Genomic DNA, 24,326 nt, shown 5'->3' with positions numbered 1-24,326 from the left:
CACGGCCAAGGGCCAATTCAGCGCGCCCGCAACTTGTTCGCCTCGACGCGTAGCAGCTTGACGCGCAAATCATCCCAGTGTTCGAGGAAAGCGTCGCGCGCGGCCGCGAAGTCGCGCGTCTTCAGGCAGGCGATCAAATGCTCGTGCTCGCGCACGATTTCCTTGGGATTCTGGTAGAAATGCTGGCGCTGCTGTACGAGCAGCAATTCGATCTCGCTTTCGATCGCCTCGTAGCTGCGTTGCAGCCGCTCGCTGCCGCTGGCCGACACAATCGCACGATGGAAGTCGCGATCCGCCGCCACCATGAACGAGACCGGCGCGTCGACAGGGGCATGGCGCAGCCGCTCGACAGCGTTGATCGCCTCGACCGGGATTTGCCCGGTATGCACGATCATCTTCACCGCTTCGGCTTCGAGCACGCCCCGAAAACGCGTCACGTCAACGATGTCGTCGGCCGAGAACTCCGGTACGAAGAACCCGCGATTGACCACCTGACGCAGGATGCGGCGCCCAACCAGCAACTGTGCGGCCGTGCGGAACGTATTGCGGGAAACCTCGTACTCCTCGGCCATCCTGATGTCACGCAGGTACTCGCCCGGCGCGAAGTCGCCGTTCAGGATGCGGGTCCTGAGCTTCTCGGCAAGCGCTTCGACGGCTGTGGGCCTGGCCGCCTCGGCGACGCTTGCTGGTTTGGAAATTGATGCACTCATATCGTGATAGCTCGTGGGTACCACGATTATATGCGGCGGATGCACCCGAATATGCCCTGTCGATGACGGGCTGGTTGGCGCGCCGGGCCATCGGTGATCACAGCTCGGCGAGTACGGCGTCCAGTTCCGTCAGCAGGCGGTCGGCGTCTTTGGCCGCGAACACCAGCGGTGGTCGGATCTTCAGCACGCTCGCGTCCGGCCCGGTCGCCGAAATCAGCACGCGCCGCTGGCGCAGGCCATTGACTACTCTGAGCGCCGTTGCGATGTCGGTGTCCTTTTTCGCGCGATCATGCACCATCTCCACGCCGAAATACAGACCCGTGCCGCGTACGTCGCCGATGCATTCGTATTTCTTTGCCAGCCCGTTCAAGCCCTCGAGCATGATCGCGCCGACCCGTTGCGCGTTGTCCAGCACGTGTTCGTCCCGCAGCACGTCGAGCGTGGCCTGCGCGGCAGCGACCGCGACTGAATTGCCACCGAAGGTATTGAAGTAGCGCATGTCCTGGCCGAAGCCGGCGACGACATCTGGGCGCACGACCAGACCCGCCACTGGATAGCCGTTGCCCATCGGCTTGCCCAGCGTGACGATGTCGGGCACGACGCCGTGGCGCTCATGCCCCCACATATGGGTGCCACTACGCCCGAAGCCGGACTGTACCTCGTCAGCAATGAACAGGCCGCCGGCGCGGCGCACCACCTCGGCAACCGGCGCGAGCACATCGGTCGGGTGGGCGAACACGCCGTCCGACGAGAAGAAAGAATCGGCGATGAACGCCGCCAGGCCGCCGCCATGACGACGGATGTCCTCGATCTGCAGCGAGACCTGCTCGGCCATCCGCTGGCCGATCTCGGACGGCGTCATGCGGTAAGAGTCGGGAGCCGGCACCGTGCGCACGTAAGGGCCGAGCATGGCCTTTCGGCCCAGCGATGGCGAAAAGCTCGAGGTCAGGTGCGAGTTGCCGTGATAGGCCTCGCTGGTCACGATCACGCCGGTCTTGCCGGTGTGGTGCATCGCGATGCGCATGGCCAGGTCGTTGGCCTCGGAACCGGTGCAGGTGAACATCATCTGGCCTTCGCGGATCGACGTGCTGAACGTCGAGAGCAGATCCTCCGCGTAGTCGAGGATCGGCTCCTGCATGTAGCGCGTATGCGTGCAGAGGGTCGAGAGCTGGCGGGTAACAGCGTCGACAACGCGTGGATTGGCGTGCCCGACGCAGACGACATTGTTGTAGGCGTCGAGATAGTCGTTGCCCTGGTCGTCGTACAGATAGACCTTCTCGCCGCGCACGATTTTTACCGGCTCGGCGTAGAACAGGCGATACGATGGACTGAGCAGCCGTACGCGCCGCGCGACATGCTGTTGCGCGGCGGCGTCGAGGTGCGAGAGCGCCGACGGATTGAAGCCGTTCGGCATGTCTCCGCGCAGGCTGTCATCGGGTTTGCTGATATCCGTAGCTTCGTCAGGAACTGGCGGCTGCGACGTGGGGGCGGCGTTCATAGAGGGATCAGGAGAGGAAAGGTGAGTGGGTCGGCCGACGAATTCGAGCAAGGCATTGGAAACAGTGTCATGGTCGCGTTGCATGAACCAGCGCAGATGCTCCCATCCCGGCCGGGTAAAACGCAGGATGTAGGCTTCGTTTTCCGGGAACAGTTTTGCGCGCCATGAAGTCAGCAAGGCACGCGCCGCGACGCGCGCCATGGCCAGGTGAGGAATCAGCCGCAGTTCGTCGTCGCTGAGCCGGGCGTGCGCGAGATAGCCGCGCAGCAGGTCGCGCGCCTCGACGAACAGGTCGTGCGGGCCGTCGGCGTCGAAGTCGAGCGGGAACTGGTTCATGACCGCCGTGGCGACGTCGATGGCCACCGCCGTGTGCACGGTGTCGCCGAAGTCGATGATGCCGCTGACGAAGTTCGGGCCGTCCGGGTCGACAACGATGTTCGAGCGGTTGAAGTCGTTGTGCACGACTTGCGTTGGACAGCACCGCAGAGCCGGCTCGATGGCCGCAAAGCGCGCGAATGCCTGCTCGATCAGCGAGCGGTGCAACGGGTCGGCGATATGTGCCTGTAATCCTCTCAGACTCAATAGGTGTTTCACGTCCCAGGCCAGTACCCGGTGCTCGTGCGGATGGCGAAAGCCGGCCATGGCCAGTCGCAGCTTCGCCAGCACCTCACCGATCTCGTGGCGATTGCGCGCGCTGGGGTGCAGCGTTTCGAGCGGCGTGCCTTCGAGGTAGCTGTAGAGCCTCGCCGTACGATGCGGTTGCCGCAATGATCCGAGCGGAACGACGAATTGTCCATCAATAGCAGGTAGCACGCGCGGAACCGGCAACCGCGGCGCGACGACGGCAATGTGCCGCATCGCGGCGACCTGCAGGTCGAGTTCTTCAGCCGTTTCGCCAGGGTTCGAGATTTTCAGTACGTACCGCGAGCCGTCACCGGCATCGATGCGAAAGGTGTCGTCCTTCTCGGTCGAAAACCTTGTTGCTACGCCATCTATGCCATACACACGGCGCGTAATGTCAATGGCATCAGTTGTGTCCAGACGGAGGAAGGTGGCCGACAGGCTGCTGGCCAGCAGGGCGTCGAGCGCCGATGAGGGCGCAGAGGATACGTCACTGAAAGTAATGGGGGCGGACATCGGCGAGCTGGGGTGAGCAGAGGTTGATCAATTATTGTTGGACAATTTCTGCTTGTAAACCCCAAATATTGCTTTTTTCTCGTGTTGATTACCTGTTATTGTTCTACAAACAACTTTGGAGTTGTGTCATGCCTGCACCGCTGCTGAAAATCGAGACGACACCGACAGTGCCGGCGGAGGTCGATGTTGTCGTCATCGGTGGCGGGATCGTGGGCGTGTGTTCCGCGTACTATCTCGCGCGACGTGGCGTGCGTGTCGCGCTGGTCGAGAAAGGTTTTATCGGCGCAGAGCAGTCGAGCCGGAACTGGGGCTGGTGCCGCCAGCAGAATCGCGACGCACGTGAGTTACCGATGTCCACCGGAAGCCTGGCGCTGTGGGAAAAGTTCGCTGGCGAGATCGGCCGCGACACGGGGTTTCGTCGCTGCGGGCTGCTGTACCTGAGCCATAGCGAGGAGGAGATTGAAGGTTGGGCGCGGTGGCGCGATTTTGCGACCACGGTCGGTGTCACGACGCATATGCTGAACGCACGCGAGGCGAGCGAGCGTGGCGCCGCGACCGGACAGGCTTGGAAGGGCGGGGTGTTCTCGCCATCGGACGGAACGGCCGATCCTGCGGTCGCCGCCCCGGTAATCGCAATGGGGATCATGCAGGCGGGTGGTACGGTGCATCAGCAATGCACTGCGCGTGGGCTCGAGACCGAGGCCGGCCGCGTAAGCGGTGTCGTCACCGAGGCTGGCACCATTCGCGCCAGGACCGTGGTGCTCGCCGGCGGCGCATGGGCGTCGTCGTTCTGCCGGCAACTCGGAGTCCGCTTTCCGCAGGCGTCCGTCAGGGCGTCGATCCTGTCGGTCCTGCCGGGTGCGCAAGGGATTCCCGATGCGTTGCACACGGCCGAAGTGTCAATTACGCGTCGAGGAGACGGCGGCCACACGCTGGCGATCAGCGGGCGTGCCAAGGTCGATCCCACACTGCAACAATTGCGCTATGCACGGGACTTCGTGCCAATGTTCGCCAAGCGTCGGCGCAGCCTCAAGTTGGGAGACCTGACCGGCTGGCGCTCGGGCCACGAGACGGTGACGAAATGGCGGCTCGACGCGCCGACGCCGATGGAAAGCAACCGCGTGCTCGATCCGAAGCCCGATCGCGAAGCCGTCGAGGAGACGTTGCGTCGCGCACGCCGGCTGTTGCCGGCCCTGTCGTCGGTCGCTGTTGCGCATGCGTGGGCCGGGTATATCGATAGCACGCCCGACGGTGTGCCAGCCATTGGAGAGCTGGACGAGATCCCGGGGCTGTTCCTTGCGGCCGGCTTCAGCGGCCACGGCTTCGGAATCGGACCGGGCGCCGGGCATCTGGTAGCCGATCTTGTGACGAACGCGCAGCCGATCGTCGATCCGTTACCGTATCGCCCGCAGCGCCTGGCCACATCGGTACGCGGCAAGGTAGCGGAGTTCTGATCGACAAAAAGGCGCCGCGCCATCGGCCTCAAACAGGCGTCAGCGGCACGGCGTGATCGTAGCGCCTGGCCGACGTCGAACACGGCGGCCAGGATGGCGCAGATGACTTACAGACCGAGCTGTTCCGCCAACTCGATGATGCTCGTGACCGCTGTATAACCGTATTCCGGTGCTTCCGGTTCGTGGCCACGCAGCACATGGGCCTTGTGGACAATGCCGAGGTCGTGCGCGGTCATCAGGTCGTAACGCGGGCTCGACGAGACATGCAGAATTTCGTGAGGCTGCACCTCAAGCTTCCTGAACATGTATTCGAAGCCTTGCATGCGCGGCTTGTAGGCGCCGGCTTCTTCGGCTGTGATGACGGCATGGAACGGTGCGCCGAGCTTCTCGATGTTGCTCATGATCTGCTCGTTGGCTGCGTTGCTCAGGCCGACCAGCCTGTATTTTTTCGCAAGGCGCGAGAGACCTTCCGGTACGTCGGGATGCGGCCCCCAGGTTGGCACGGCCAGGTAGAACTGTTCGGCCTCGGCTTCGATGAAGGCTACGCCGGTGCGCTCGCAGGCGCGGCGCACGGCATTGATGACGACATCGCGGTAGGGCTTCCACGCGCCAAGCACTTCGTCACGACGGTAGGCGGCGAACAGTTTGACGAAGCTTTCCAGCGCGTCGCCGCGGAGGCGGTCGCCGTAGATTTCCCGCGCCATGTCGGCCATGCGGAATTTGACGAGGGTGCCGTAGCAATCGAAGGTGATGAATTTCGGCTCGAAGTCGATCATGTCTTCAGTCTCGATGAGTTAAGAATCCCGAGGGATTGCTGAATGAGGGAGCTTGCCGGAAACTACCTGGAGCAAGCACCGATAGCGATGTCGGTAGTTGAAAGTTTAATCAGGGAAAATTTCGCGCAGACACCGAATTGATCGATGAAAATGAGGATTTCGAAGCGTTTATCAGGGAACTCTCGGCAGGAACTGCTGAGTAAATATCTCCCAGTGCAGAACATCGCGCACGCACCGCAATGTCGTCGTATTCAGGGGGGGGATATCCATATTGACGAGGACGCGAAGGCGCTCTCAAGGATCCAGTCTGACCGGACGGACGGAGGGAGGGGAAGATGAAAACGGATTGCACGCTCGACCGGCTGGACTTACGCATTCTCACCGAGTTGCAGAAGCGCGGGCGCATTACCAATGTGGAACTGGCCGATGCGGTCGGACTCTCGGCGAGCCCGTGCCTGACGCGCGTCAGGCGGCTCGAGAACGCTGGGTTCATCAAGGGCTACGGTGCGCTGGTCCAGGTCGAGAAGCTCGGTGACTTCCAGGTAGTGTTTACCAAGATCACGCTTGCAGACCATCGTCGCGATGATTTCGTCCGCTTCATCGAAGCCATTCGCGGCGTCGACGAGATCATGGAGTGCCACCACGCGACGGGCGGCTACGACTATCTGCTGAAGTTCGTCACGCGCAACCTCAGCCACTACCAGAGCGTGATGGAGGGACTACTGGAGCGCAATATCGGCATCGAGAACTACTTCAGCTACGTAATCATCAATTCGCCAATCGCCAGAACACACTATCCTCTCGAGACTCTCTTTGCCGTGGGGTGAGGCGTGCAGTCAGCGACGATAGTCGATAAGGCGGCGCTTCGCAGTTGATTGCCGGGAGCGGCGGCATGCGCGTTCGGCGGCCATGTTTGGGTTGCCGCCGGCAACATGCCGGCCCAGAAATCTCGCTCGGCCGTGTGTCGGACATGGTGTGAGTTTGGGCGCGAATGACTAACGTATCCGGGTGGTGCGGTGTCGAGCGCGGTGGCGGATATGTTGATACTACTCAGGTTAGCCACACGCGCGGGATGTACGCCGGGTTTAGTGCTCGCGCTGCGCTTTTTGCTTGCGACAGTTTTCATTTCGCTGCGACCGACGCGCGGTCCATCGTGAGAGCCGCCTCTTTCAGAATCGTACGCATCCACGCGATGCCCTGGTCGGACGTACGATGTTTGTGCCATTGAACGCACTGCTCCATCTTCGGCATCGCCACCGGTATATCTCGGATGGCGATCGGCAAGGAGCGCGCGGCTTGCCTCGCGAGCCTGATATGCATCGTCGTGATACGGTGTGTCCCGACAACGAGCTGCGCAGGAGACAGAAAACTGAATGTGCTCGCTTCGACGCGGCGAATGATGCCAAGTCGTTGCATGAACGAGTCCTCGAGCGCAATGCCGTCGCCGGGATGCACGACCACGTGGCCGGCAGCCATGTAGCGTTCAGCAGTCATGTCGCCGTCTGCGAGGTTGCTTTCCTCCCACACTACGCAACAGAACGATTCTTCAAGCAACATTTCCGACGGATGTTCCGTCGAGCAGAAGTCTTTGGGAATGATCAGCAGGTCCGCTTCGCCGCGCTCGAGCACGCGTTGCGGGTTGGAGACCTGAGGCCGTAAATCGAAGCGCACACCCGGCGCCTGCCGATAGGCGAGCTCCAGCACGTGGGGCATGAGCGTCATCATCGTGTAGTCGGATACCAGCATCCGGAAAAGCCGGTTCGATTGCGAGGGAACGTACTCGGGCTGAGCCGCCACTGTCGCGTCGACCCGAACGAGGATGTCGCGCACGGCGTCTTTCAGCGCTTCTGCGCGTGAGGTCGGCTCCATCCTGCGTCCGACCTGCACAAGCAACTCGTCGTCGAAGTATTCGCGCAGCCGCGCAAGCGCGTTGCTCATGGCGGATTGGCTCAGGTGAATTTTCTCGGCCGCCCGGCTGATGCTCTCTTCAGTCAGTAAAGCATCGAGCGCCACGAGCAGATTCAGATCGAGCTTGTTAAAGCGCATGGATGCGGTCTCCGTTCATCGTTGTCTTCAATGCGGGCGGCAATACCCTGCAGCAAGCGCTGACATTAGGGTTTCTACCAAAAGTATTCATGCCGCCCATACACCAAATGGATGAAATCCATTTGAGTGTTACTCGAGCGCATCTTAATCTAAAGCCAATCCCGGGACGATTGAATTCAACTACGTGCATCGGGATGCCGCTTGCAGTGCTGACGCTTCCGTATCGGTGTTTCGCTGCATTCATTGAACGATAAGAGACATGTCCGACATGCCCAACGAGGCGTCGGCGATGAGGAGACGAAATTGCGTAGAAGATTTGCTGCGGCTGCCGCCGCTTCCGGAGGCTGCATGATGCTGGTCGCGCTCGGATCGCAAAACGCCTGTGCCCTGGAGGGCGGGGTTTCTCCCTATCCGGCGGGAGCGGTCGGCACGAACATCGCGGAAATGCCGCCGATACCCGGACTGTTCGCCCTCGAGCAGTTCAATTACAGCTTCTCCAATGGGCTGTACGGCAACAACGGCGAGAAGCTGCCGATTCCGTTCCGGACCTCCGTATTCTCGGCGACGACGCGTCTGCTCGCCTCATATCCGTTTACCGTGCTGGGCGCCAATGTGTATTCGCAGCTCGTGCTGCCGTTCGTCTCGCTGCATACGAATGTGTTTGGGCAGAAGGATACACAGAACGGACTTTCGAACATCACGCTGTCGCCTGTCATTCTGAGCTGGAAGCTCGCGCAGAATCTGACGTTCACCAGCGGTTTCGATATTGCATTCGAGACCGGTTCCTACAGCCCGACGAAGGCGAGCGTTGCTGTGGGCTATACGTCCCTGCAACCGGTGCTCTCGCTGCGCTACAACGCGCCGAACGGTATCGACGTGGGCCTCGCCAACCGCTTGCTGATCAATCGCGAAAACGGCGACACGCGTTACCGGTCCGGAACGGCGAATGTGAGCGAATTCGAGGCCGGATGGAATATCGGCAAGTGGAAGCTCGGCCTCGTCGGCGCGTACCTGAACCAGTTTACCGACGATCGCCAGAACGGTTCGGTGATCGCCAACAACCGGGCGAAGACGCTCGCACTCGGCCCGTCAATCGCGTACGACGGCGGGGCGTTCAATATCAGCCTCAACTATCAGCAGGGCCTCTATGCGGCCAACACGTCGAAGAGCAACGCGATCTGGCTGAACATCGCGATCCCATTGTGGGCGAAACCGCCCGGACCTGCTGCGGGCAACTAATCACACTCCGAAGGACTTGCATGTTTCGTTACTTTCCCACCAATTACGTCTGGAACCTCTCCGTCGATCTCGCGATCGAGATGGGCGCGCGCATCGGCGAAATCGAGGTCATGTGCGCGCCTTTGCAGGAGGCCGCAAAGCAGCCCGATGCGGAAGGAACCCGCGCCTTCAGGCAAGCATGGTCGAGCATGGCCGATCGTCTTTGCGATCTCGCGAGCGAGGACGAAGCGAAGGGCAGGCTGTTGTCGGCCGGTGAAAAGCTCAGGCGCGCGGCCATCTATCTGATCACCTGCGAACGGCTGCAGGCGCATGACGCGCCGGGACGCATCGATCTGTACCGGCGCTCGCTCGATACGTTCGCAAAGGGCGTCGGGCTGCTCGGCGAGGACTGCGAGCGCGTGACGATTCCGTACGGCGAGAGCCGCCTTTCCGGCTTGCTCGTCAAGGCGAAGGGGGCAGCAGCTCGCAGCCCGTTGCTCGTGCAGGTGAACGGCCTGGATTCGACGAAGGAAATGAAATACCTCGTTGGGTTGCCGGCATGGCTGGCGGCGCGCGGGGTGTCGTCGCTAATCGTGGATCAGCCGGGCACCGGCGAGGCGCTGCGTCTGGACGGCCTGCGTGCGGTGTACAACTCCGAGTCGTGGGCAAGCAGGATCGTGGACTGGCTCGAGACGCGCGACGACGTCGATCACAAGCGCATCGGCATGGAGGGCGTCTCGCTGGGCGGCTACTACTGCCCGCGCGCGGTGGCTTTCGAGCCGCGCTTCGCGTGCGGTGTGGTGTGGGGCGCGAATCACGACTGGCGCGACGTGCAGAAAAAGCGTTTGCAGCGCGAAGGCAATTTCCCGGTGCCGCACTACTGGAGCCACGTCTGCTGGGTCTGGGGCGCGAAGGACACCGACGAGTTCATGCAGATCGCGGAAAACGTTCATCTCGACGGCGTGCTCGATCGCATCCAGGTGCCATTCCTCGTGACGCACGGCGAGAAGGATTCGCAGATTCCCGTGGCGTGGGCACATCGCACCTACGATCAGCTCGTGAACAGTCCGAAGCGCGAACTGAAGATCTTTACCGATCGGGAAGGCGGAGTCCAGCACTCAAGCTTCGACAATTCGATCAACGCAGGTCACTACATCGCCGACTGGGTGGCCGAAACCCTGGGCGGGCATACCGCTTTCTGACTACTTCACTTAACTTGAAATCGAGCTCATGAACATCATCGGACCCGATACGCTCGTCTTCGGCGTGGACGACGTGGCAAGCTGCAACCAGTACCTTCTCGACTACGGCCTTGTGCCCGTCCACGCCGATGAGTCCGGCGGCCGCTTCGAAGCGCTCGACGGCACCGCGATCGAAATCCGGCGCGCCCACGACCCGGAGTTGCCGCCCGCACTCGCCACGGGAAGCATGTTGCGCAAGACGATCTATGGCGTGGCCGACGCCGCAACGCTGCACGCCATTGCGACCGAACTGCAACGCGACCGCGAAGTGCGGCAGCTCGCGGACGGATCGATCGAATCGGTCGACGACATGGGTTTTGCGCTCGGCTTCCAGGTCACGGTGAGGCGTTCGCTTGCGCTGCCAGCGGAAACCGTCAACGCACCGGGCGCACCGGCGCAGCGAGGACCGAACGTGGTCGCCGTGAACGACGACACGGATCTCACGCCTCGCTCGCTTTCGCATGTCGTTTATTTCGTGCCTGACGCCGACAAGGCGGAAGCGTTTTACGTCGAACGTCTGGGCTTTCGCTGCTCGGACCGCTTCACCGGTGTCGGGCCGTTTTTGCGGCCGGCAGGCACGCTCGATCATCACACGCTGTTCATAATCCAGACGCCACCGTTCATGAAAGGCTGCGAGCACTTCACTTTTCATATGGGCGGACCGACCGAGGTCATGCAAGCCGGCACGCGCTTCGTGGAGAAGGGCTATCAGTCATTCTGGGGGCCGGGGCGCCACCGGTTCGGCTCGAACTGGTTCTGGTACTTCAACAGCCCATTGGGTTGCCACGTCGAGTACGACGCGGACATGGACCTTCACGACGATGACTGGACCGCGCGCGCGGCGCCGATGGGTGCGGACGCTTCGCAGTTGTTCCTGTTCCAGCATCGCGAGAAATGGGCGCCTGGCGGACCTCCCGCTGCACCAGCCGGTTAACAGGAGGCGCCGTCATGTCAGTTGCCGCCTCGCCGATCCGCCTCGCCCGATTCGATGACCTCGACGACCCCGGGTCGCGTGGCTTTGATCCTGCCGGGCAGGGGAGCGATACGTTGCTGATCGTTCGCCGTGGCGATGGGGTCTTTGCATATCTGAATGCGTGTCCGCATTACGGCAGCACGCCGATGGCGTGGCGCAAGGACGCATACCTGAACGGCGACGGCACCCGCATCGTCTGCCACGCGCACGGGGCGCAGTTCGACATTGCGACCGGCGAGTGCCTGGTGGGACCGTGCCTAGGTCAACGGTTGACGCGGCTCGATGCGGCAGTGACGGAAGACGGCGACGTATGCGTCTTTATGCCGTTGGGTTCAGCACCGCAGCACGGCGAAGACGAAAACGCGGGCGAAACATAACGCACATCGCTTGGGAAAAAAAGTGCGCGGGCCAATGAGGATCGGCATCCTTGCGCACACCGTTTAAAAACAGACAACGCGCCTGCGTATCACGATCGCGGGCGCCAGATCAAATCAGGAGACTTCAGCATGACTTCCGTTCGACATATTCTCATAGTCGGAGGCGGCTTTTCCGGCATGGCCACCGCGATTCAATGCGCAAAGCAGGGGCTGAAGGTCGACCTCGTGGAGATCGACCGCGAGTGGCGCGCCTATGGCGCCGGCATCAGCATCGGTGGCCCGACGCTGCGCGCGTTGCAGACGATCGGCGTGGTCGATGCGGTGATGGAGCGCGGCTACTGTGGCGACGGCGTCAACCTCTTCACATCGACTGGCGCGCCGTTAGGACAACTGCCGACACCTCGGGTGGCCGGCCCTGACGTGCCGGGCGGCGGCGCGATCATGCGGCCGGTGCTGGCCGAGATCCTCGCCCAGGCGACGAGAGCCGCGGGCGTGCATGTGCGCCTCGGCTGCACTTTCTCGCAGATAGTGCAGGGCAACGATGGCGTCGAGGTCACACTGACCGACGGCACGCGGGCCACGTATGACCTCGTGGTCGGCGCCGATGGCCTGTACTCGCAAGTGCGGCAAGCGATATTGCCCGACTCGCCTCAGCCGCGCTATACGGGGCAAGGTATATGGCGAGCCGTCGTGCCGCGCCCGGCTGAGATCACCTGCGCGACGATGTGGATGGGACACAGGGTCAAGGCCGGCGTGAATCCGGTTTCACACGACGAGATGTACGTCTTCGTTACCGAGGATCGTCCGACCAACGAGCGCGTCGATCCTGAGCGCTGGCCGGAGATGTTGCGCGAGTTGCTGGCGTCTTTCAGCGCGCCGCTGGTGCAGGCAGTCCGCGATCAGATCGGCTCGCATTCGATGGTCATCTACCGGCCGCTGGAACGGCTGCTCGTGCCGCAACCGTGGTTTGCGGGGCGTGTGGTGCTCGTCGGCGATGCGGTACATGCGACCACACCTCATATGGCTGCGGGAGCGGGCATTGGCGTCGAGGACGGTATCGTGCTCGCCGAAGAACTCGGCCGGGGCGCGACACTCGAAGCGGCCTTGCTTGCCTACCAGGCGCGCCGTTGGGAACGCTGCCGCATCGTCGTGGAAAACTCCGGCCGTCTCGGTGAAATCGAGATTTGCGGCGGCGACAAGGCAGAACACGCTCAGATCATGCGCGAGACGTTGATGAGCCTGGCCCAACCGATCTAACACAGTCGATCTGAGAAGGAAAACGAACACATGGCACAGAACATCACAGCGGATGCCGCGCAGGAACCGGCCGTGCAAGCCGGCGCTCACGCGGGTACGCGATACGGAGGATTTGGCGTGCTGGCGCTGCTCGTCGCACATTGCGCCGGCATGGTGGATCTCGTCGCGTTGCCTGTCTGGGTTGGCACGCTGATCGGCGACTATCATCTCGATCCGCAGCGGGCCGGTTCGTTGGCCACGCTATTTCTGGCCGGCGCGGTCGCGAGCAGCGTGTTTCTGTCTCCCCGCATGAACCGTTTGCAGGCCCGTCTTATCGCGCCGGCGGGCTTCGCTGTCGCAGCCGCTGCGTTTGCCGTCACCGCGGCAATCGATCGTTATGAGTGGATGGCCGGTTTGCATCTTGTGGCCGGGCTCGCCGTCGGCAGCAGCCTGAGCGTCACGCACGGCGCGATTGGGCGCAGTCTGAGCCCGCACCGCCTGTTCGCAATCGCCGGCTTGTCGTTGGGATGTTTTGCAGTCGCTTTCCTCGGCGCAACGCCGGTGTTGATCGCGGCCAAGGGTGGCAAGGCGCTTTTCGACGTGTTCGCCAGCGTGATGGCCGTCGCCGCGCTGATGTCGGCGTTAGCTTTCCCGACCACCCGTTCGTGCGATGCAGGCGCGGCGAGAGCCGAGTCGCCGCTCGATCGCGCGGTCTGGTTCGGCATGCTCGGCGTCGCCTGCATGGGGCTCACGCAAGCCATGGTGTTCGCTTTCGTGCAGCGCATCGGGCTCGATCGCGGCTTTGGCTTCTCCGCTGTGACGGGTGTGCTCATTGCTCTTGGTCTGGTCAACCTGATCCCCGCGCCGCTCGCTGGCTTGCTCGAAGCGCGCTTGCCGGGCGTGCGCGTGGTGCAGGGCGGGGCACTCGCCCAGGCCGTCATCGCGCTGACGGTCACGCAGAGCGGCACCTTCGCCCCCTACGCGGCTGCTACCGCGGTCTTTGCGGCGGTGATGATCTTCACGCACACCTTTGCGTTCGGCATCCTCGCGCGCCTCGACAGGACCGGGCGTGCTGTCGCGGCGACACCCGCAATGCTCATGACGGGCGCTGCCATCGGCCCGATCCTTGGGGGCACGCTCGTCAAGCAGTTTGGTTACGGCAGCCTCGGCGCGGCAGCCGTGGCAATCGCGGCGGTCGCAATCGCCTGTTTTTCACGGCTTGCCCCTGGTGCACGCCTCGCAGGAGTTTCCGAATGAAGCCGAATCGCAGTTTTATCGATCTTTCCATCTACCTCGAGAACGACGTGCTCTCCGATCCGCCGCCGCTCGCACCGAAAATCACCTACCAGAAGCACGCCGACACGGTAAGCGAATTCATGGCGATGCTGCCGGGAACGAAGGTCGAAGACTTCCCCGATGGCGAAGCGGCCGCGGCCGAATGGGTCACGTTGACGACGCACAGCGGCACGCACCTCGACGCGCCCTGGCATTTCCATTCGACGATGGATGCGAGTCTCGGTGATCCGAAAGCGTCGACAACCATCGACGAGGTACCGCTCGAATGGTGTTTTCAGCCGGGCGTCAAGCTCGACTTTCGTCACTTCCCGGACGGCTACGTTGCGACCGCTGCCGATGTTGAAAACGAACTCGCAAGGATCGGCCATCGACTCGAGCCGCTCGACATCGTGGTCGTGAACACGCGCGCCGGTTTGCGCTACGGACATGGTGACTACGTCAATGCCGGTTGCGGAATGGGCTACGAGGCCACTATGTACCTGCTCGAGCGCGGCGTACGATTGACCGGCACCGATGCATGGAGCTGGGATGCGCCTTTTTCGTACACGGCGAAGAAGATCGCGGAGACCGGCGACATCTCGCTGATCTGGGAAGGCCACAAGGCGGGTCGGGACATCGGCTATTGCCATCTCGAGAAGTTACACAACCTCGAAGCGCTGCCGCCGCATGGGTTCACCATCAGTTGTTTTCCCCACAAGATTCGCGGCGCGTCGGCCGGCTGGACACGCGCCGTTGCGATATTCGATGAGGTGACACAATGAGCTTGCCGCCGATTCGCCGTATCGTCACGTGCCACGACTCGCGTGGACGTGCCGTCGTCGCGTCAGATGGTCCATTGCAGACCGTGGTGGAAATTCAGGCCATTCCCGGCACGGTGTTTCATGAGGTGTGGTCGACGGCGGGCAGCCCCGCTCGCGTGGATAACGGGCCGGATCCGACTGCCGGCCCCCTGATGTTGCCGCCACCGAAACAGGGTACGCGTTTGCGCTTTGTCGATATTCCGCCGGACACCCAGGAGTTTCTCTCTGACGGCGCCTCCAGGATGCACGCTGCGTTCAGCGAGACGGGCGATGCGAACGTATCGACAGTGCAGGGGGATTCGCCGCATCCGTTGATGCATCGCACGGAGTCGATTGACTATGGCGTCGTGATCGACGGCGAAATGACGTTGATTCTCGACGAGGGGGAAGTGGCGCTCGCGCCGGGGAGCGTCGTGATCCAGCGCGGCACCAATCACGCGTGGGCCAACCGCTCGAACCGCGTGTGCCGGATGTTGTTCGTGCTGGTTGGTGGTACTTACGACAGCGCGATTGCCGCAGCCCTCAACCTGCCGGTGGAGGCGCGAACACGATGAAATTCGCCACCTTGCGTGGTCAGCGCGACGGCGCTTTGCTCGTCGTCTCGCGTGACCTTCGTCATGCCGTGGAAGCAACGGGCATTGCAGGAACTTTGCTCGAAGCGATTGAACGGTGGCCGGAAGTTGCACCGCAATTGCAGGCACTCTATGAAGAGCTGAACGCCGGGCGTGCGGCTGACGCATTCGCGTTCGACGCAAGTATGTGCGCGGCGCCGTTGCCGCGCAGTCCTCAATGGTGCGATGGTTCTGCGTTCCTGAATCACGGCCGCTTGATGGAGCGTGCCTTCAACACGCCGCCTATTCCCGAATTCGACACCGTGCCGGTCATGTACCAGGGCGCGAGCGACGACTTCCTCGGTCCGACCGACGACGTGCCACTGCCGGACGAGCGCGACGGCATCGACTTCGAAGGCGAGTTCGGCGTGATAGTCGACGGAGTGCCGATGGGTGTATCGACAACTGACGCAATCAAGCATATTCGCCTCGTCGTGCAGATCAACGACTGGAGCCTGCGCGGGTTCGGACCGCGGGAAATGAAGAGCGGCTTTGGGTTTCTGCAAGCCAAACCGTCTACCAGCTTCGCACCCGTCGCCGTCACGCCAGACGAACTGGGGACCGCGTGGCGCGACGCCCGCGTGCATTTGCGCCTGCACGTGGACTGGAACGGGCGCTGGTTCGGCCACCCATGCGGCAGTGAGATGAATTTCAGCTTTGGCGATCTGATTGCGCATGCCGCGCGCACTCGGCGACTGGCTGCCGGAACTATCATCGGGTCCGGCACCGTATCGAATGTGGTCCGCGCGGCAGGATCGGCCTGCATCGCCGAGCGGCGGGTCATTGAGATTCTGGACCAAGGCCAGGTAAAAACCGGCTTCATGCATTTCGGCGACCGGGTCAGCATGACGGCTCGTACCGCAGAAGGTGAAGCGCCATTCGGTGCGATCGATCAGCGTGTCGTACAAGCGCGCACGGCGAATGCCGAAGAGGCTCGGCCATGAGAATAATGGTGACGGGCGCCAACGGATTCGTTGGTACAGACTTGGTTCGGCGGCTATTGCGCGAAGGTGTTGTCGGAGCGGGTGATATTTCGGAACTGCTGTTAGTCGACAAGCAATTCGATGCGGTGTATGCCGATACTCGCGTGACGGCAATCAACGGCGATTTTGGATGCCACGAGACGCTCGATGCGTTGCTGTCGAAGCCGGTCGATCTTGTGTTTCATCTGGCCAGTGTGCCGGGTGCACAAGCGGAAGCGGATCCTGCGTTGGGCGATCGTATCAATTTGCAGGGGACGCTCGCACTTTTCGACCAGCTCGCGCAACAGAAGACTCGACATGGACGCGTGGCGCGGGTCGTTTTTGCCAGCAGCGTGGCGGTCTATGGCACGCAGTTGCCTTCACAAATGGACGAGCACACGGTTGCCCGCCCGACGATCAGCTACGGTGTGCATAAGCTGATCGGCGAACTGATTCTGGCGGATTGGACGCGTCGGGGCAAGCTGGATGGGCGTTCGTTACGTTTGCCCGGCATTGTGGCGCGCCCGGGTCTGTCCACCGGACACGGTTCCGCCTTCATGAGCGCCATCTTTCGCGCGGCACAGTGCGGTCAAGCCTACACCTGTCCGGTATCGTCATCGGCCAGCGCATGGTGGATGTCCCGCGTCCGCTGTGTGGATAACCTTCTGCACGCCGCGCGCCTCGCCGCGGAGGGCCTGCATGCTGAACGCGTCTGGGTGCCCCCGATGCTGCATTTGAAGGTTGATGCGGTGGTCGACGCACTGGTGCGCCGCTTCGGCTCAGCGCAGATCGAATATGCGCCCGTGCCGGCGCTCGAAAGACTGTTTGGATGTCAACCTCCAATGACCGATCATCGTGCAATTGCGGCTGGCTTTCAGGACGACGGCACGGTGGCTATGCTCGTTGAGAACGCACTGGCCGATGAATAATCGGCGGCCCTTGAGGAACAGGTTGGGATTGAAATCTACGTTGAAGTCACGGCTGCTTGCCGCGTCGACCAGCGTCCTCGTAGGCCCGGCTGTCGGCGCGGTGCCGAGCCCCGATCAGGTGTTCGACCGCTACGTGGCGGCTTTCAGATTAAAAATAATAATTCCGATGTTTCGAGAATCGCAAACACCTTTACGAAAGGCTAATTGCTTTCTACAAGTGAAGAGGCAAACCCTGGAACTCGGCACGTCGAAGGGTAGAACTGAGCCGGCCGTCGTCGGGCTCTGACCGGCCAGAACCGGTCGATCGATCACGCACGATGGATGTCCGCTTCGGGCGCAACAGCCGCTTTGGCTTGAGACAATGTGCTAGCGTGTTTTAAGCCGGCCACAGGCGAAAGTCCTGCGCCCCCCAAATCGATATCCAGTGCGCACCTATAGCGCAATCTTCTTCAACAACAGCCGCATCGCCGCGGGAATCGGCGCGATCACTGGCACCAGGAACTGCATCTCGAGTTCCTTTGCCGCCTGCCCCAACGGTCCGCCGCCGATAACAACCGCCTCCGCGCGATCGTCGTCGATGCAAGCGGCGACGGCCAGCCCCAGTGCTTCCAGCAACCGCGCCGGATCCGCGGCGAGCGCGAGCGGATCGCCGCTCGTCAGCCGGATGCCGGTGTACTGCGCCCCGACGCCGAGCGCGTGCACTTTTGCATCGATCGGCACGACCAGGTCCGGCGTCACCGTGGCGATGCCAAAGCGCCGGCCGCCCTGCGCCGCTTCCAGAATCGACGCCTCGCATATGCCAACCACCGGCACGTCGACGATCGCCCGCAGCGCATCGATGCCCGGATCGCCGAACGCACTGATCACGATGCCCCGGGCGGAGCCTCGGTACTGGAGGCCGCTCTCCACCACGCCCGCTGCGGCGGCTTCGAGTTGCGGCGCGGTCAGGATCATCGGTTCGCCGCGCGGCGCGCTCGCACCGCGTACCACGAAGCCGTGCGGCGCTTCGGCCTGGGCGATGTCGACCATCATCGCGGTGGTCGCCTTCGACGTATTCGGGTTGATCAGCAGGATGTCGTGCATTGTGCGGTGGCTCCGTTTCAGGTGGCACTCAGGCGTGGCTCGGCGCCGTGCCCGAGCCGAGCTCCGGCTCGGCCGCCGTTTCGTCGAGGCGATGCCCATAGGTTTCCGGCGCAAGCTGGATGCAGGCGGTGAAGATTGCGTACATCACCGCGATCATGCCGAACACGCCCGCCACGCCGCTTGTGTCGAACATGCGGCCCGAGATGAGCGGCATCAACGCGCCGGCCGTCGTGCCGGTCGCAAGAATGAAGGACGTGCCGAAGGCGCGCACGCGAGTCGGAAAGAGTTCCGGCGCGTAAATCCAGATGGTTGTATTGAGCATCAGCACGAAGAACTGGAAGAGTGCGCCGCAGGCGAGCACCAGCACGATGTTCTTCGCGAGAAATCCGAACGCCAGCGCGGCCAGACACGCGAGCACCGCGCCGATCGTCAGCACGCGCTTGCGCGGCAGGTGATAGCCGAGCAGCGACGCGGCGAGCGTGCCGGCGAAGCTGCCGCCCTGCATGATCAGCGTATAGACGAGGCTCCGCGTGATCGTGTAACCCTGCGCGACGAGGATGGTCGGCATCAGCGTGAGCACGGAAATCTGCGCGCCGTAGGTCATCCAGATCGCGATGCCGACCGACGCGGTGCGGCGCAGCAGCTTGCCGCGGAAGATGTCGAGCACGTTGGCGCGCGAGGTCGCCGGGTCCGACAGATCGTCGCCGGAGATGTAGGCGGTGACGGGCGCTGTGCCGGAGAGTTTGCCGCTTGCGAGCGTCGACAGCACGTGATTGGTTTCGGCGATGCGGCCTTTGGACAGCAGGAAGCGCGGCGTCTCCGGAATCAGGCGGCGATAGAACGCGCCGAGAAGCGCCGGCAGCACGAGGCAGGCGAAGAGCCATCGCCAGCCATCGACGCCCGGAAAGATCGCGAACACCAGCAAGCCGAACGCGGGCGCGAGGAAGTTGCCGAGGCCGCCCGCGCCGACATTCACGAGACCCACCGCCGTGCCGCGAAACTTCTGTGAGCAGAACTCCGCGAGCATGGTCACGGCCACCGCCACTTCGCCGCCCAGCCCGAAGCCGACGATCGCGCGACCGACGCACAGCAGCAGAAACGACGGCGCAAGTGCGCAGAGGATCGCACCCAGCGTGAAGAGCAGCAGATCAGCCGTCAGCATCATGCGGCGGCCCCAGCGATCGGCGATATAACCCGACACGAGCCGCCCTAGCGCGGCCGCCGCGAACGTAACGGTGTTCAGCAGGCCGATGTCGGTAGCCGTCAGCCCCCATTGCTGGCGCAGTAGCGGCGCGATCAGGCCGATGGAGTTCTGCTCGAAGCTGTCGAACAGACAGCCAATCAGAATCAGACCGATGATGGTTTTATGCGCCGGCGTAACGCCGATGCCATCGAGCGCGCGATCGAGCTGCGCGGAACCTGCGAACGACGAGTCAGACTGCACGGGACCGCTCATGATCGTTTCTCCGGGTTGGAGCGCGGCGAGGGCAGCAGCGCTTGGATGAGACGATCCTATGATTTCAATTTACGGGTTTCAAGGAAATTTAAATTTCACCAGATCCGTTTCAGTTTAGGGGGTTTTAACGCCGGACAGACGGGCAATTGCACTGCACCAGCATGAACCGACGGCCCGTGTTGAAGACGGTTTGAGGCACAAGCAACGTGCGGGGAACTCGCCGCTTTCACCGGAAAGCGGCGGGTGGCCGCTTGGGCTGTGGTCGTTTGCGCCAACGCGGTGCAACATCGGTCGCGGCCATTGAAGATGCGATGAAACGAAAATTTCATCACGCAAAGCGTCGTCAAAGCACGTTTAAAGCTCATCCAGCCGATCGTGCGCCGCTTCGATCGCGCTCAGCCGTTTCTTCCCACGATTCCCGGCGCGCTCAAAGATGCGCGTGATGAGCACATTGCACAGGCCCATTACCGCGACGTGACTGTCGAGCGGGCCGGGCGCGGCTGTATCGCAATGCAGGGTCCAGGTCGCGCCGCGATGCGCAGGCGCGTGTTGATCGGCGATATACAGCGTTCGGATGCCCGCACCCGTCACGTAATCGAGCACCGCCTGCGTTTGCGGCACGCGTCGGCGCATCCCGAACACGATAACCATGTCGCGCTCGTCGAGACCGGCGAGTTGTTCTCCGAGCGTCTCGCCGGCAGCGGGGAGCGTGACAGCGCGCTCGACGACCTGCTGGATCTGCCAGCGAAAGTAGCTGGCAAACGCGTGGCTGCTGCGGAATCCGAAGATCGGCACCTGACGCGCATCGACGACCGACCGCGCGATCTCATCGACGAGTTCGTCGGAGAGCCGCCCGAGCGTCGCGGTGAGATTTTGCATGCCCAGGTTTATATGCGCCTCAAGCACGCTCGATGACTTCGACGATGCCGACAGGAACAATGGCGAGCCACGCTCCTTTTCGTTGCGGGCGTCGCGCCGCGCATCCTCGAAGGTATCGTAGCCCAGACGACGCACAAAGCGGCTGACGGTCGCTTTCGAGACGCTCGCGAGTTGAGCGAGTTCCGCGCCGGTGTAACTCGCGAGATCGCCGGGAAACTCGAGGACGAAATCGGCGAGCCTTCGTTCGGTCGCGGGCATTTCATCCAGATGGAGTCGGATCCGGCCGACGAATGAATGCTCTGGCTGTGGCATGCGAGGTGATCGGAAGGAGAGTGGGTGAGTTCGGACGGAGTATAGACCCAGCCGCGTTGACGACGCATTGCTGTTGCTCCTGTTGCTCCTGTTTCTCAGCGACGATTCGATGCGCGCGGCGGCTTTTTCCGGATGGTTGAACTCGGTTAGCAGGCGGGCGCGAAACCTCGACTGCGGATGCAGCGAGAGTCCGATCGAAGCCAACAGTGATTGTTGATCGAGTCTGAGCGGACATTGATTGTGACAGCGCGGTTGACCGCTTCGGGTCGATCACAGGTGTCGCCGCACGGCCCGGAATAGCACCGCCACAACCTCGCACGAAGCCGTGAATGTGTCTGTGGAGACAGGAGCGCCAACGTGTGTTTGAGACACACGTCCAAGCCCTCATGGGGTCAAATATGAATCCAGGGGGATAAGCTCGACGACCCATCCGCCTTCTTCGCCCAGTTTGGCCGCCGGGTGCATGGAGGCGATGCGCAGCGCCTCTTCATAGGTATCTGCCTCGATGATGAAAAGGCCGCCCACGACTTCCTTCGACTCGGTGTACGGGCCATCGATGACTTGCGTCTTGCCACTGCGCGGGCGGAGCGTCCTCCAGGTGTCCAGATCGCCAAGCGAGGCGGAAATCAGTACCTTGCCGGTAGCTCTCATTTTGGCGTCCAATGCGGGGCATTGGCTGACTAATTTCTTGACGTCGTCTGGCGCCATCGCGGCGAATTTTTCGGGGGTGAAGTAGGCCAAGCCGAGGTATTTCATGGGAGATCCTTTGGGTGGGAATATCCTGACGACGAATCTGATGATCGAAAATCGACATCTCCGGGGCAGTCTGTGGCGAGTCTCGCCAGCCTGTCCGCTTTGGGTTCGGGATATGCCAGATGCATGAGACAGTGGCCGGCCACTTCGAGTCGTTCGCGCACGATTTGCAAACATGACTTGCACGCATGTTAAGCGACATTCGCGCGTGCCGGCGACTTCCTGTCTGTGGCTCGAAGACACAAGTTGACTGATCGGTCGCGGTAGCGACTGCGCTGTCGCGCAGTGTTGATCCGGGCAGGATCAACAGCGAAACACGCCTGCGAAAACTAACAACATAGATCGGTAAAGGCGAGCTCGACAACCGTTTCGAGTTGGCCGATAGTACGCTGCCATGCAATGTCGGCAGTCACGTACTGATCAATGGCAGTATTCCCGTCAAAAGTGAGGTGGCATTCAGCTCAGCCGTATCTTCGGCTGCACGAAGCCGTTAATCCGCTCGGCGGTCCACAGCATCATGGCCTTGCCGAAACCGTGCAAAGCCTGCTGATGTTGCCGGTAGAGCATGGCGTGACTGAGTTGCGCAAATCGGCCCCTGATAAACCCGCCACGGAAGAAGCCGAACTGCCCGAGCGTGCCGAAAGCGTTGTAGTCGCTCAGCGACACCAGCGCGCCGAAGTCGTGAAATGCAAAGTCGGGCAAAGAACCGCCGCCGAGCCAGTCCGGCAAGTGCTTCGCGAGGTGTTGTGCCTGTTGCGTGGCGACTTGCGCCGTGGGTGCGAGAGGACGTTCATTGCCGGCGAGCGTCAACGTCGAGCAATCGCCGAGGGCAAATAGTGCGTCGTCGTCGTGCGCCTGCAGGGTTGGCCTGACGGTGATCTGATTGGAACGATTGCTCTCGATCCCATTCAGTTTGCTCAGAAAATCAGGGGCCTTGACGCCCGCCGCCCATACCATCAAATCCGCCGGTTGCTTGCTGCCGTCGCCCAACCGGAGTCCATCGGGTTCGGCGGCGATCACTCGCGTGCCCGTTCGCACCGTGAAACCGATATGCCGTAACTGTGCCTCGCTGGACTCCGACACTGCCGGCGGAAATGCCGCCAGTACGCGCGGTGCGCTTTCATAAAGGGTGAGGTTCAGACGTGAGCGGATGCCGGGGTCGCCGTAACTCGACGCCACTTCGAGCAAGCGGCTCAATTCCGCTGCCAGTTCGACGCCGGTCGCTCCGGCGCCGACGATCGACACGCGCAACGGGCTATTCGTCACAACGCTCTGGAATATGCGGATTCGCAATGCTTCGTTGAAGACTTCAGCCTGTGCCTGGCTGTCAATGAAATGGCAATGATCGAGTACGCCTGGCGTGCCGAAGTCGTTGGCGCGACTGCCTAACGCAAGAATCAGCACATCGTATTCGACCGTGCGCGGGCCGATCACGACTTCCCCCGACGGCGAACGCAGCGCAGCCAGCTTCACGATGCGCGTATCGCGGTCCAGGCCCTCCATTTCGCCTGGCTGATAGTTGAAGCCGTGGTCGCGGGCGTGGGCGAGATAGATGACCTGCTGTTGCTGGACCTCGCGAGTGCCCGCCGCGATGGTGTGCAGCATGGGCTTCCAGATATGGGTTGCAGTTTTGTCGATCAGCGTGACCTGAGCGCGGCCGCTGCGGCCAAGCGTGTTGCCCAGCCTGGTTGCGAGCAGAAGTCCAGCGATGCCGCCGCCGACGATGACGATCCGGGTGGTCTGGCGCATTGTCAAATATTCTACGAGTGATGAATTATTGCAATGCTACGGTTCCGACGGATTCATGTCAAACCGATGCCACGGCCATTCGCGGTGCGGCACCCGTTAAAATCTCTGGTTCTCCTTGAACACCATCTACCGTCGCCGATGAAACCCCCTAACGACCAGGCCAAGTACGCCACGACGACTCCCACGCCGCGTCGGTCGCGCGGCCGTCCAGCGTGCAGCGACGCGGGCGGTGCCGATGCATTGCTTCGCAGCGCCCGCGGGGCATTCGCGAGGAGCGGCTATGAGGCGACGAGCGTGCGCGAAATCGCCAGGGCGTCGGGTGTCGACCCCGCGCTGGTCGCGCATCATTACGGCTCGAAGGAGGCATTGTGGATCGCCGTCGTGGACCAGATCGCGAATGAAGCGGCTCCCATGATCGCGAAGACCGTAGCCTTGCGGGAGACGCCAGGTCTAGGACCGCGAGCGCGCGTCGAGAGCGCCGTGTCGATCCTGATCGACCAGGTGTTTCTCACGCCAGACGTTGGCATGTTTTTTTCGACCGCCGCAACCGAAACCGGCGAACGCCTTAACCTGCTGATCGAGCGGGTGGTGCGGCCGTTTCATGACGCGTTCGTGCCGTTGCTCGTCGATGCGATCGACGCAGGTGAGATTTCGCAGCAGGATCCCGACATCATGTTCACGATGCTCGCCAACGGCATCAGCAAAACCGTCGCCTATAGCCATGTGCTGAGTCCGTTCTCTTCCTTGCCGCGGCGCCCGAAGGAATTCAAACGTGCCGTTCTGACGACTGCGTTAGCCATGCTCGGCTGAACCGCTGCGACCTCGACTCG

The 24,326-nt window shown here is 62.2% G+C and carries 22 protein-coding genes and 1 pseudogene; 13 read left to right on the top strand and 10 right to left on the bottom strand.

Translation table 11 applies throughout. The features are described from left to right. Window positions 1–17: 17 nt before the first annotated feature. From PQR54_RS08625 to PQR54_RS08615, 3 genes and pseudogenes are all read right to left on the bottom strand, one after another. Entirely contained in the window at window positions 18–710 is a 693-nt protein-coding gene (locus tag PQR54_RS08625) for a GntR family transcriptional regulator (protein ID WP_408244947.1), read from the bottom strand. A gap of 97 nt (window positions 711–807) precedes the next feature. Beyond that, window positions 808–2,124: an aspartate aminotransferase family protein gene (locus PQR54_RS08620; RefSeq protein WP_459251829.1), complete on the bottom strand. Its 1,317-nt coding sequence runs from the start codon at window positions 2,122–2,124 to the stop codon at window positions 808–810. Between the two features lie 402 nt (window positions 2,125–2,526). Then, a pseudogene (locus PQR54_RS08615) lies at window positions 2,527–3,345 on the bottom strand (phosphotransferase); the annotation flags it as partial. Window positions 3,346–3,473: 128 nt separating this feature from the next. Here PQR54_RS08615 and PQR54_RS08610 point away from each other — a divergent pair. Continuing rightward, window positions 3,474–4,799 (top strand): NAD(P)/FAD-dependent oxidoreductase, encoded by a 1,326-nt coding sequence (locus tag PQR54_RS08610; RefSeq protein WP_408244946.1) that lies wholly within the window; start codon window positions 3,474–3,476, stop codon window positions 4,797–4,799. Window positions 4,800–4,906: 107 nt separating this feature from the next. Here PQR54_RS08610 and PQR54_RS08605 read toward each other — a convergent pair whose 3' ends face one another. Continuing rightward, window positions 4,907–5,575: a haloacid dehalogenase type II gene (locus tag PQR54_RS08605; protein WP_408244945.1), complete on the bottom strand. Its 669-nt coding sequence runs from the start codon at window positions 5,573–5,575 to the stop codon at window positions 4,907–4,909. 335 nt (window positions 5,576–5,910) lie between these two features. Here PQR54_RS08605 and PQR54_RS08600 point away from each other — a divergent pair, with 335 nt between their 5' ends. Then, the gene (locus tag PQR54_RS08600; protein WP_408244944.1) at window positions 5,911–6,402 is read left to right on the top strand and encodes an Lrp/AsnC family transcriptional regulator; all 492 of its coding nucleotides are present in this window, start codon (window positions 5,911–5,913) and stop codon (window positions 6,400–6,402) included. A gap of 295 nt (window positions 6,403–6,697) precedes the next feature. Here PQR54_RS08600 and PQR54_RS08595 read toward each other — a convergent pair whose 3' ends face one another. Beyond that, window positions 6,698–7,621 carry a LysR family transcriptional regulator gene (locus PQR54_RS08595; protein ID WP_408244943.1) on the bottom strand — a complete coding sequence of 308 codons (924 nt, stop codon included), beginning with the start codon at window positions 7,619–7,621 and terminating at the stop codon, window positions 6,698–6,700. Between the two features lie 348 nt (window positions 7,622–7,969). Here PQR54_RS08595 and PQR54_RS08590 point away from each other — a divergent pair, with 348 nt between their 5' ends. From PQR54_RS08590 to PQR54_RS08545, 10 genes are all read left to right on the top strand, one after another. Further along, window positions 7,970–8,860 (top strand): SphA family protein, encoded by an 891-nt coding sequence (locus PQR54_RS08590; protein ID WP_408244942.1) that lies wholly within the window; start codon window positions 7,970–7,972, stop codon window positions 8,858–8,860. 20 nt (window positions 8,861–8,880) lie between these two features. Further along, window positions 8,881–10,041 (top strand): alpha/beta hydrolase family protein, encoded by a 1,161-nt coding sequence (locus tag PQR54_RS08585; RefSeq protein ID WP_408244941.1) that lies wholly within the window; start codon window positions 8,881–8,883, stop codon window positions 10,039–10,041. Window positions 10,042–10,069: 28 nt separating this feature from the next. Next, window positions 10,070–11,014 carry a VOC family protein gene (locus PQR54_RS08580; protein WP_408244940.1) on the top strand — a complete coding sequence of 315 codons (945 nt, stop codon included), beginning with the start codon at window positions 10,070–10,072 and terminating at the stop codon, window positions 11,012–11,014. A 14-nt stretch (window positions 11,015–11,028) separates the two neighbouring features. Continuing rightward, the gene (locus tag PQR54_RS08575; protein ID WP_408244939.1) at window positions 11,029–11,430 is read left to right on the top strand and encodes a Rieske (2Fe-2S) protein; all 402 of its coding nucleotides are present in this window, start codon (window positions 11,029–11,031) and stop codon (window positions 11,428–11,430) included. A gap of 129 nt (window positions 11,431–11,559) precedes the next feature. Further along, window positions 11,560–12,687, top strand: coding sequence for an FAD-dependent oxidoreductase (locus PQR54_RS08570; RefSeq protein ID WP_408244938.1), 1,128 nt, complete (start codon window positions 11,560–11,562; stop codon window positions 12,685–12,687). Window positions 12,688–12,717: 30 nt separating this feature from the next. Further along, the gene (locus tag PQR54_RS08565) at window positions 12,718–13,923 is read left to right on the top strand and encodes an MFS transporter (RefSeq protein WP_408244937.1); all 1,206 of its coding nucleotides are present in this window, start codon (window positions 12,718–12,720) and stop codon (window positions 13,921–13,923) included. Further along, entirely contained in the window at window positions 13,920–14,723 is an 804-nt protein-coding gene (locus PQR54_RS08560; protein WP_408244936.1) for a cyclase family protein, read from the top strand. The genes PQR54_RS08565 and PQR54_RS08560 overlap by 4 nt, the downstream gene beginning before the upstream one ends. Continuing rightward, a complete protein-coding gene (locus tag PQR54_RS08555; RefSeq protein ID WP_408244935.1) occupies window positions 14,720–15,316 on the top strand; it encodes a cupin domain-containing protein in 597 nt (198 codons plus the stop codon). Before PQR54_RS08560 ends, PQR54_RS08555 begins: the two co-directional genes overlap by 4 nt. Continuing rightward, window positions 15,313–16,317 carry a fumarylacetoacetate hydrolase family protein gene (locus tag PQR54_RS08550; protein ID WP_408244934.1) on the top strand — a complete coding sequence of 335 codons (1,005 nt, stop codon included), beginning with the start codon at window positions 15,313–15,315 and terminating at the stop codon, window positions 16,315–16,317. Before PQR54_RS08555 ends, PQR54_RS08550 begins: the two co-directional genes overlap by 4 nt. Continuing rightward, window positions 16,314–17,264 (top strand): NAD-dependent epimerase/dehydratase family protein, encoded by a 951-nt coding sequence (locus PQR54_RS08545; RefSeq protein WP_408244933.1) that lies wholly within the window; start codon window positions 16,314–16,316, stop codon window positions 17,262–17,264. Before PQR54_RS08550 ends, PQR54_RS08545 begins: the two co-directional genes overlap by 4 nt. A gap of 432 nt (window positions 17,265–17,696) precedes the next feature. On the opposite strand, the gene PQR54_RS08540 is transcribed toward PQR54_RS08545, so the two are convergent. The 5 genes from PQR54_RS08540 to PQR54_RS08520 form a co-directional block, all read right to left on the bottom strand. After that, window positions 17,697–18,347 (bottom strand): aspartate/glutamate racemase family protein, encoded by a 651-nt coding sequence (locus tag PQR54_RS08540; protein WP_408244932.1) that lies wholly within the window; start codon window positions 18,345–18,347, stop codon window positions 17,697–17,699. Between the two features lie 28 nt (window positions 18,348–18,375). After that, the gene (locus PQR54_RS08535; RefSeq protein WP_408244931.1) at window positions 18,376–19,803 is read right to left on the bottom strand and encodes an MFS transporter; all 1,428 of its coding nucleotides are present in this window, start codon (window positions 19,801–19,803) and stop codon (window positions 18,376–18,378) included. A gap of 354 nt (window positions 19,804–20,157) precedes the next feature. Next, the gene (locus tag PQR54_RS08530; protein WP_408244930.1) at window positions 20,158–21,198 is read right to left on the bottom strand and encodes a MurR/RpiR family transcriptional regulator; all 1,041 of its coding nucleotides are present in this window, start codon (window positions 21,196–21,198) and stop codon (window positions 20,158–20,160) included. A gap of 180 nt (window positions 21,199–21,378) precedes the next feature. Beyond that, window positions 21,379–21,750 carry a YciI family protein gene (locus PQR54_RS08525; RefSeq protein ID WP_408244929.1) on the bottom strand — a complete coding sequence of 124 codons (372 nt, stop codon included), beginning with the start codon at window positions 21,748–21,750 and terminating at the stop codon, window positions 21,379–21,381. A gap of 453 nt (window positions 21,751–22,203) precedes the next feature. Beyond that, the gene (locus PQR54_RS08520) at window positions 22,204–23,496 is read right to left on the bottom strand and encodes an NAD(P)/FAD-dependent oxidoreductase (RefSeq protein ID WP_408244928.1); all 1,293 of its coding nucleotides are present in this window, start codon (window positions 23,494–23,496) and stop codon (window positions 22,204–22,206) included. Window positions 23,497–23,634: 138 nt separating this feature from the next. Here PQR54_RS08520 and PQR54_RS08515 point away from each other — a divergent pair, with 138 nt between their 5' ends. Next, on the top strand, window positions 23,635–24,306 hold the full coding sequence (locus PQR54_RS08515) for a TetR/AcrR family transcriptional regulator (protein WP_408244927.1): 672 nt from the start codon (window positions 23,635–23,637) through the stop codon (window positions 24,304–24,306). Window positions 24,307–24,326: the final 20 nt, after the last annotated feature.

Origin of the sequence: Paraburkholderia phytofirmans (genome assembly GCF_046028095.1) — a bacterium.
Classification (GTDB): domain Bacteria; phylum Pseudomonadota; class Gammaproteobacteria; order Burkholderiales; family Burkholderiaceae; genus Paraburkholderia; species Paraburkholderia phytofirmans_A.
Note: the sequence above shows the minus strand (reverse complement) of the source record. Positions and strands in the feature narration are given on the sequence as shown.

Bases quoted from the DNA above. Each gene is read 5' to 3' on its own strand.
- PQR54_RS08625 (WP_408244947.1), bottom strand. From the start codon at position 710: ATGAGTGCATCAATTTCCAAACCAGCAAGCGTCGCCGAGGCGGCCAGG.
- PQR54_RS08620 (WP_459251829.1), bottom strand. From the start codon at position 2,124: ATGCCGAACGGCTTCAATCCGTCGGCGCTCTCGCACCTCGACGCCGCC.
- PQR54_RS08610 (WP_408244946.1), top strand. From the start codon at position 3,474: ATGCCTGCACCGCTGCTGAAAATCGAGACGACACCGACAGTGCCGGCG.
- PQR54_RS08605 (WP_408244945.1), bottom strand. From the start codon at position 5,575: ATGATCGACTTCGAGCCGAAATTCATCACCTTCGATTGCTACGGCACC.
- PQR54_RS08600 (WP_408244944.1), top strand. From the start codon at position 5,911: ATGAAAACGGATTGCACGCTCGACCGGCTGGACTTACGCATTCTCACC.
- PQR54_RS08595 (WP_408244943.1), bottom strand. From the start codon at position 7,621: ATGCGCTTTAACAAGCTCGATCTGAATCTGCTCGTGGCGCTCGATGCT.
- PQR54_RS08590 (WP_408244942.1), top strand. From the start codon at position 7,970: ATGATGCTGGTCGCGCTCGGATCGCAAAACGCCTGTGCCCTGGAGGGC.
- PQR54_RS08585 (WP_408244941.1), top strand. From the start codon at position 8,881: ATGTTTCGTTACTTTCCCACCAATTACGTCTGGAACCTCTCCGTCGAT.
- PQR54_RS08580 (WP_408244940.1), top strand. From the start codon at position 10,070: ATGAACATCATCGGACCCGATACGCTCGTCTTCGGCGTGGACGACGTG.
- PQR54_RS08575 (WP_408244939.1), top strand. From the start codon at position 11,029: ATGTCAGTTGCCGCCTCGCCGATCCGCCTCGCCCGATTCGATGACCTC.
- PQR54_RS08570 (WP_408244938.1), top strand. From the start codon at position 11,560: ATGACTTCCGTTCGACATATTCTCATAGTCGGAGGCGGCTTTTCCGGC.
- PQR54_RS08565 (WP_408244937.1), top strand. From the start codon at position 12,718: ATGGCACAGAACATCACAGCGGATGCCGCGCAGGAACCGGCCGTGCAA.
- PQR54_RS08560 (WP_408244936.1), top strand. From the start codon at position 13,920: ATGAAGCCGAATCGCAGTTTTATCGATCTTTCCATCTACCTCGAGAAC.
- PQR54_RS08555 (WP_408244935.1), top strand. From the start codon at position 14,720: ATGAGCTTGCCGCCGATTCGCCGTATCGTCACGTGCCACGACTCGCGT.
- PQR54_RS08550 (WP_408244934.1), top strand. From the start codon at position 15,313: ATGAAATTCGCCACCTTGCGTGGTCAGCGCGACGGCGCTTTGCTCGTC.
- PQR54_RS08545 (WP_408244933.1), top strand. From the start codon at position 16,314: ATGAGAATAATGGTGACGGGCGCCAACGGATTCGTTGGTACAGACTTG.
- PQR54_RS08540 (WP_408244932.1), bottom strand. From the start codon at position 18,347: ATGCACGACATCCTGCTGATCAACCCGAATACGTCGAAGGCGACCACC.
- PQR54_RS08535 (WP_408244931.1), bottom strand. From the start codon at position 19,803: ATGAGCGGTCCCGTGCAGTCTGACTCGTCGTTCGCAGGTTCCGCGCAG.
- PQR54_RS08525 (WP_408244929.1), bottom strand. From the start codon at position 21,750: ATGAAATACCTCGGCTTGGCCTACTTCACCCCCGAAAAATTCGCCGCG.
- PQR54_RS08520 (WP_408244928.1), bottom strand. From the start codon at position 23,496: ATGCGCCAGACCACCCGGATCGTCATCGTCGGCGGCGGCATCGCTGGA.
- PQR54_RS08515 (WP_408244927.1), top strand. From the start codon at position 23,635: ATGAAACCCCCTAACGACCAGGCCAAGTACGCCACGACGACTCCCACG.